The sequence below is a fragment of the Streptomyces sp. NPDC001393 genome (assembly GCF_053597455.1).
Map to the genome: position 1 here is coordinate 1 of NZ_JBSFIH010000125.1, position 5,142 is coordinate 5,142.

General features: G+C 68.9%; 6 protein-coding genes and 2 pseudogenes. 3 read left to right on the forward strand and 5 right to left on the reverse strand.

The window, feature by feature from the left end:
- The first annotated feature begins 283 nt into the window (after positions 1 to 283).
- On the forward strand, positions 284 to 976 hold the full coding sequence (locus ACWC2T_RS45515; RefSeq protein ID WP_450676166.1) for a hypothetical protein: 693 nt from the start codon (positions 284 to 286) through the stop codon (positions 974 to 976).
- Between the two features lie 82 nt (positions 977 to 1,058).
- Here ACWC2T_RS45515 and ACWC2T_RS45520 read toward each other — a convergent pair.
- Positions 1,059 to 1,244, reverse strand: a pseudogene (locus ACWC2T_RS45520) (IS256 family transposase); the annotation flags it as partial.
- Between the two features lie 114 nt (positions 1,245 to 1,358).
- On the opposite strand from ACWC2T_RS45520, the gene ACWC2T_RS45525 reads away from it, so the two are divergent.
- Positions 1,359 to 1,556 carry a hypothetical protein gene (locus ACWC2T_RS45525; protein WP_450676167.1) on the forward strand — a complete coding sequence of 66 codons (198 nt, stop codon included), beginning with the start codon at positions 1,359 to 1,361 and terminating at the stop codon, positions 1,554 to 1,556.
- Between the two features lie 2 nt (positions 1,557 to 1,558).
- Here the strand turns inward: ACWC2T_RS45525 and ACWC2T_RS45530 are convergent.
- A pseudogene (locus ACWC2T_RS45530) lies at positions 1,559 to 1,855 on the reverse strand (IS66 family transposase); the annotation flags it as partial.
- A gap of 154 nt (positions 1,856 to 2,009) precedes the next feature.
- On the opposite strand from ACWC2T_RS45530, the gene ACWC2T_RS45535 reads away from it, so the two are divergent.
- Complete coding sequence (locus ACWC2T_RS45535; RefSeq protein WP_450676168.1) at positions 2,010 to 3,191, forward strand: alpha/beta hydrolase family protein; 1,182 nt, start codon at positions 2,010 to 2,012, stop codon at positions 3,189 to 3,191.
- Positions 3,192 to 3,253: 62 nt separating this feature from the next.
- Here ACWC2T_RS45535 and ACWC2T_RS45540 read toward each other — a convergent pair whose 3' ends face one another.
- From ACWC2T_RS45540 to ACWC2T_RS45550, 3 genes are all read right to left on the reverse strand, one after another.
- Complete coding sequence (locus ACWC2T_RS45540) at positions 3,254 to 3,940, reverse strand: response regulator (protein ID WP_450676169.1); 687 nt, start codon at positions 3,938 to 3,940, stop codon at positions 3,254 to 3,256.
- Complete coding sequence (locus ACWC2T_RS45545; protein ID WP_450676170.1) at positions 3,937 to 4,281, reverse strand: sensor histidine kinase; 345 nt, start codon at positions 4,279 to 4,281, stop codon at positions 3,937 to 3,939. Before ACWC2T_RS45545 ends, ACWC2T_RS45540 begins: the two co-directional genes overlap by 4 nt.
- An 8-nt stretch (positions 4,282 to 4,289) precedes the next feature.
- A partial coding sequence (locus ACWC2T_RS45550) for a histidine kinase dimerization/phosphoacceptor domain-containing protein (RefSeq protein WP_450676171.1) occupies positions 4,290 to 5,142 on the reverse strand: 853 nt, incomplete at its 5' end.

The window sequence follows — 5,142 nt, forward strand, 5'->3', positions numbered from 1 at the left end:
ACGGCATTGTCACCGATCTGACAGACAGCGACGAACCGAAGATCGACTGGCCGTTCTTCCAGTTCGGTATCTCCGCGCAGTCATTCCATCCGAAGATCGCCGGGGCGCGACTGTACGCGGACACCCTGGAGGCCGCGCTGGGCGCCTGGCCCAAGAAGTAACCCAGCCAGACCGTGTGGGGAAGCCCAACAGGGCTTCCCCACACACTTTTTGAGTACCCATACTCATGCTGCCGGCCGCACGTGGGCTGCATGCTGGGGGCAGACGGGAGGAAGCCACGTTCATGAAGCAGGTCAAGACAGCGGCATTGATGCTTCTGGCGCTGGCGGTGTCCGCGTGCTCGGCAGAGGACCGGGCTGTACCGGAGAAAACTGTCCGCAAACTTGCCGACAGCCCGGAAGCGGTCAACGCCAGGCAGAAGTCGGAAGCTGGGCTCAGAGAAGTGGTTCAGGCGTACGTCGAGCACACGCCCTTGAAGCTCGGCCTGGTCGTGGTCCGCGACAACTGCTGGGGCGGAACAGCCAAGGGATGGCTGGAGACCAGGGACAGCGACCTGTACAAGATCAGCTGCGGTCTGAATGTCACCGCCTACTTCGGCGCCGACCCGAAACACATCGTGTCCGTCCTCGACGGGATCCTCACAGCCGGCGACCGGAACGTACCCGGCATTGAGTTCAACCACGCAGTCGACGGAGCGCTCATCGACTACTACCGGAAGCCGTATGACACACGCAATCCTGAAGTGCCTTCGCGTGACGCCGTAAGCCAGAGTCTGAAGTGGGATCCGGTACGCTACCGTCAATGGAAACCCAATTTCATCAGCGAACCGACAGGTCCGTGTGAAAATGATCCACCGGTCAAACGGTGTCTGCGTGAACCGTCTTCCGCTTCGGTGGCTGCTATACGCAAGCAGTACGGCATGGTGTTCCAGCTCAACCTGGGCGCAACCTATTTCAAAATCATGAAGAAACACTAACCGCAGGTAGAATCGAAGCCACTCCTGCACGATCATGCGCTTGCAGATCCGCGCGGAACTTTGTGTAAGTCCTGGGCCAGCACTTGGTGTTGAGCCAGTCCTCGAAGAAGAGTCGGAACTGGTTCAGCGCCTTCTTCCAGTGTGCTGCGACGTGGTTGACATCGCGCGCTCTGGGGGGCGATCTGCTCGCGGAGGCGAGGTAGCGCACCTTCAACGCGGGCCGTTCCGAGGGGAAGTGCCGGCGGTTGCGGGTTGATCGACTCGATCGGTTCCTGTTTCCGGCGCTGCGCGCCTGGGTTGAGGCGAAGCGGGAGTCCCTGGCCGTGGAGGGGGGGTCGCGCTGGACCTGGACGAGTCCCGGTCCGGGTGGGTCAAGGCGAGCATGGTCTTGGCGGTGGAGGGCCCGGACGCGGTCGGCCAGCTGACGGTGTGGGACAGCGGGGAGGCCGAGTTGGAGTGTGGTGACGTGGCCACCGGCTGGGTCGTCGCCGAGCACCGCGGCTTGGCGTCTGTCCAGGACCTGCACCGGGCCCTGGACGACTTGGTCCGCTGGCAGCGTGAGAGGCCCGGGAGGCCGTGAGTTCAGCCGGGGGAGGGCGTCAGGGCAGGGGGGAGCCACGCACACCGGTGGTGAGGAGCTGCACGAGCGCGTCGAGTCTGTCGCGGCCTCACGTGCTGGCGGTGGACAGGTAGGACTGGACGACGGCGAAGTCGGCCAGTCCCTGCAGGGTGCGCCAGCAGCCGCCGGAGGTGCGCTGCTGGACCTTGACGGGGCGTTGGTCGCGTTCGGCGAGGTTTGCTGAAGGGGACCGCGAGGTTCGTGGTGAAGGGGAGGATCATGTCCTCGTAGCGTTCGAAGCGGCGGACCAGCGTGTTCGCCCCCGGGATCCCGGTTTACCGCCCACGTTCACCGGTTTCGAAATCCGCGTTGTGGTCTGCCTGCGAGGGGACGGCGGATCCGCCTGGAAGCGGAAGCGTTTGTCCGCTGCTGGGCTGACGTCAGGAGGTATGTCCGCCATCTAGTTTCTGGCGCATGACCAGTATCCGCCGCGCGGCGCTGACCGCCGTGCTCGCATTCGTCTTGCCGCTGCCGATCGCCGTCGCGGCACCGGCCTTCGCCGCCACGCCGTCCGACGCCGTGTCCTTCGCTCACCCGGCGCCGAGCGGGTTCGCGGCGGCACTGCCCCGCCCGACTGGCCGGTTCGCAGTCGGCCGTGACATGCTCCACCTCGTCGACGACAGCCGTCAGGACCCCTGGGTGCCGGCGGCGGGACCTCGGCAGCTGATGGTGTCGATGTACTACCCGGCCCGGCCCGGGAGCGGGGGACCGGCCCCCTACATGACCACTGAGGAGGCCCGGCTTTTCCTGCAGGAGAAGGCTCCGGGCTCCGGCATCGCGCCCGAGGCGCTGAGCGCTGTCCGTACGTGGGCGCGGGCAGACGCGCGGCCGGTGCAGGGCCGCTTCCCGCTGGTGCTGCTTTCGCCCGGTTTCACCTTCCCGCGGGCGCTGTTCAGCAGTGTCGCCGAGGACCTGGCCAGCCGCGGGTACGTCGTCGCGCTGATCGACCACACCTACGAGACCCCCGGCGTCACCTTCCCCGACGGACGGACCCTGCCCTGCGCCATCTGCGATCAGCCGCCGGCGGGCGGTCTGCCGGCCGTCGCCAGGAGCCGGGCGAAGGACGCCTCCTTCGTGATCGACCAGCTGACGTCGCATCACTCGCCCTGGACGCATGTCCACCTGATCGACCGACGACGGATCGGCATAGCCGGGCACTCCATCGGCGGTGACGCCGCCGCCGTGGCCATGGTCGCCGACCGCCGGGTGCGGGCCGGGGTGAATATGGACGGCACCTTCCAGGTGCCGGTCCCGGCCACCGGTCTGGACGGCAGGCCCTTCCTCCTGTTCGGCGCCCAGTCCGACGAGAGCCCGGGCATGGATACCACCTGGGACGACGCCTGGAAGCACCTGGACGGCTGGAAGCGCCGGCTCACCGTCGCCGGCGCCCAACACGGCAGCTTCAGCGACCTGCCGCTGCTCTCCCAAGCGGTGGGGCGACCCAGCCCGCCCGGGGCGATAGCACCGCTGCGCGGGCTGGCGATCACCCGGACGTACCTTGGGGACTTCTTCGACCTGCAGCTGAAGGGCGTGCCGGAGCCGCTGCTGGACGGTCCTTCCCCTAACGAGCCGGAAGTCGCCGTCCAGCGCCCGTAATAGGGCGGTGCCCGGGGTTCCCGTCCTGGCGTTCCTGTCCTGGCGTTCCCGTCCCGGTGGACTCAGCCGGACGGGGACACCAGGCCTGCGTCGTAGGCGGCGATGACGAGTTGGACGCGGTCGCGGGCGTCGAGCTTGGTCAGCAGCCGGGCGACGTGGGTCTTGGCGGTGGCGGGGCCGATGAAGAGCTGCTCGGCGATTTCCGCATTGGACAGGCCGCGGCCGACCAGGCTCAGGACCTCGCGCTCGCGCTCGGTGATGCCCGGCAGCCGGCGCTTCTGCGCGGCCGGGCCGGGCCGCGCGGTGAGATCGGCGATCAGGCGGCGGGTGACACTCGGCGCGATCAGGGCGTCGCCGGCGGCGACCACGCGGATCGCCGCGAGAATGTCCACCAGCGCCATGTCCTTGACCAGGAAGCCGCTCGCGCCGGCCCGCAGGGCGGCGTAGACGTTCTCGTCGTCGTCGAAGGTGGTCAGGATCAGCACGCGCGGCACCGGGTCGGCCGCGCCCGCGGTGAGCAGCCGGGTCGCTTCGATGCCGTCCATGCCGGGCATCCGGATGTCCATCACCACGACGTCCGGGCGGATCTCCTTGGCGAGCCGGACAGCCTCGGCGCCGGTGGCCGCCTCGGCCACGAGCTCCAGGTCCGGGGAGTGGGTGATGACCATGCCCAGCCCGGTGCGCACCAGCTCCTGGTCGTCGGCCAGCAGGATACGGATCGCCGGGCCGGTGGTGTCGGAGAGCGTCATACGGGCAGCCTCGCGGTGACCCGGAAGCCGCCCTCCGGCCGGGGCCCGGCGCTGAATTGGCCGTTCAGCAGGGCGACCCGCTCGCGCATCCCGCAGATCCCGTAGCCGGTTCGGCCGGTACGGTGACCGGGGACGGGACCGCGGCCGTCGTCGAGCACCTCGATGGCCAACTCCTCCTCCTGATAGGTGATGCGCACCTCGCAGCGGTGGGCGCCCGCGTGGCGTACCACGTTCGTGACCGACTCCTGAACGATCCGGAAGGCGGCCAGGTCGACTTCGGGCGGCAGCGGGCGCGGACGCCCCTGCCATCGCACATCCACCTCGACGCCGGCCTGCGCCATCGTGTCGGTCAGCCGTCGACGGCCTCCAGGCCCGCGAGTGGCGCGGTGGCCGGTGGATCCTCGCCGGCCTCGGCCTGGCGAAGGGAGACGAGCATCCGCCGCAAGCCCGCCAGCGTCTCACGGCTGGTGGCCTCGATGGCGTCCAGTGCCCGGCGAGCCCCGGCCGGCTCCACGTCCAGCACCAGGTTCGCCGCACCGGCCTGGATCGCGATGACGCCGATGCTGTGGGCCAGCGCGTCGTGCAACTCCCGGGCGATGCGGAGCCGTTCAGCCGCGACCGCCTGGTCGGCGGCGTGCGCGCGCAGGGCCTGGCTGTAACCACGTTGCTGGCGTATCGAGTTGCCGATCGCCCACGGAATGGCAATGCTCGCCGCGGCGCCCAGAAGACTGCTGGCGAAGTCGCTGAACTCCACCAGGTCGTCATTCACCGTCATCGCTTCGCCCCACCAGACCGCGAGTTCAGTGACGCCCGAGAGGGCGGAGATCCGGCGGGGACGGACGGCCGCGAGATAGCCGACCAAGACGCCCATCGCCAGGAAGAGCGGCCACGTCCGCTCCCCGAGCAGCACCACCGCGACCGACTCGGCCAGCAGCACGCCGAACACATGCTCCGGCCACCGCCGGGCCCAGCCGACAGCCAGCGCCAGAACCACGGCCAGGGCCGCCCGCAGCCCGAGTGCCGGCGCGAAGGCGGGGCGCTGGAGCCCGAAGGGCGGTGCCATCCGATACGTCGTCGAGGCGAACAGCATCAGCGCAAGGAGCCCGGCTGAGGTTCCCCCGACATGCGGGGCGAGGTGACAGCAGGTCAGATAGGGCTCATGAGAGGAGCTCTGACGATGCCTGCCCCGAGGAAGTACCCGC

Excerpts from the sequence above, each read along its gene's own strand:
- ACWC2T_RS45535 (WP_450676168.1), top strand. The coding sequence starts at position 2,010 with ATGACCAGTATCCGCCGCGCGGCGCTGACCGCCGTGCTCGCATTCGTC.
- ACWC2T_RS45545 (WP_450676170.1), bottom strand. The coding sequence starts at position 4,281 with ATGGCGCAGGCCGGCGTCGAGGTGGATGTGCGATGGCAGGGGCGTCCG.
- ACWC2T_RS45525 (WP_450676167.1), top strand. The coding sequence starts at position 1,359 with ATGGTCTTGGCGGTGGAGGGCCCGGACGCGGTCGGCCAGCTGACGGTG.
- ACWC2T_RS45540 (WP_450676169.1), bottom strand. The coding sequence starts at position 3,940 with ATGACGCTCTCCGACACCACCGGCCCGGCGATCCGTATCCTGCTGGCC.
- ACWC2T_RS45515 (WP_450676166.1), top strand. The coding sequence starts at position 284 with ATGAAGCAGGTCAAGACAGCGGCATTGATGCTTCTGGCGCTGGCGGTG.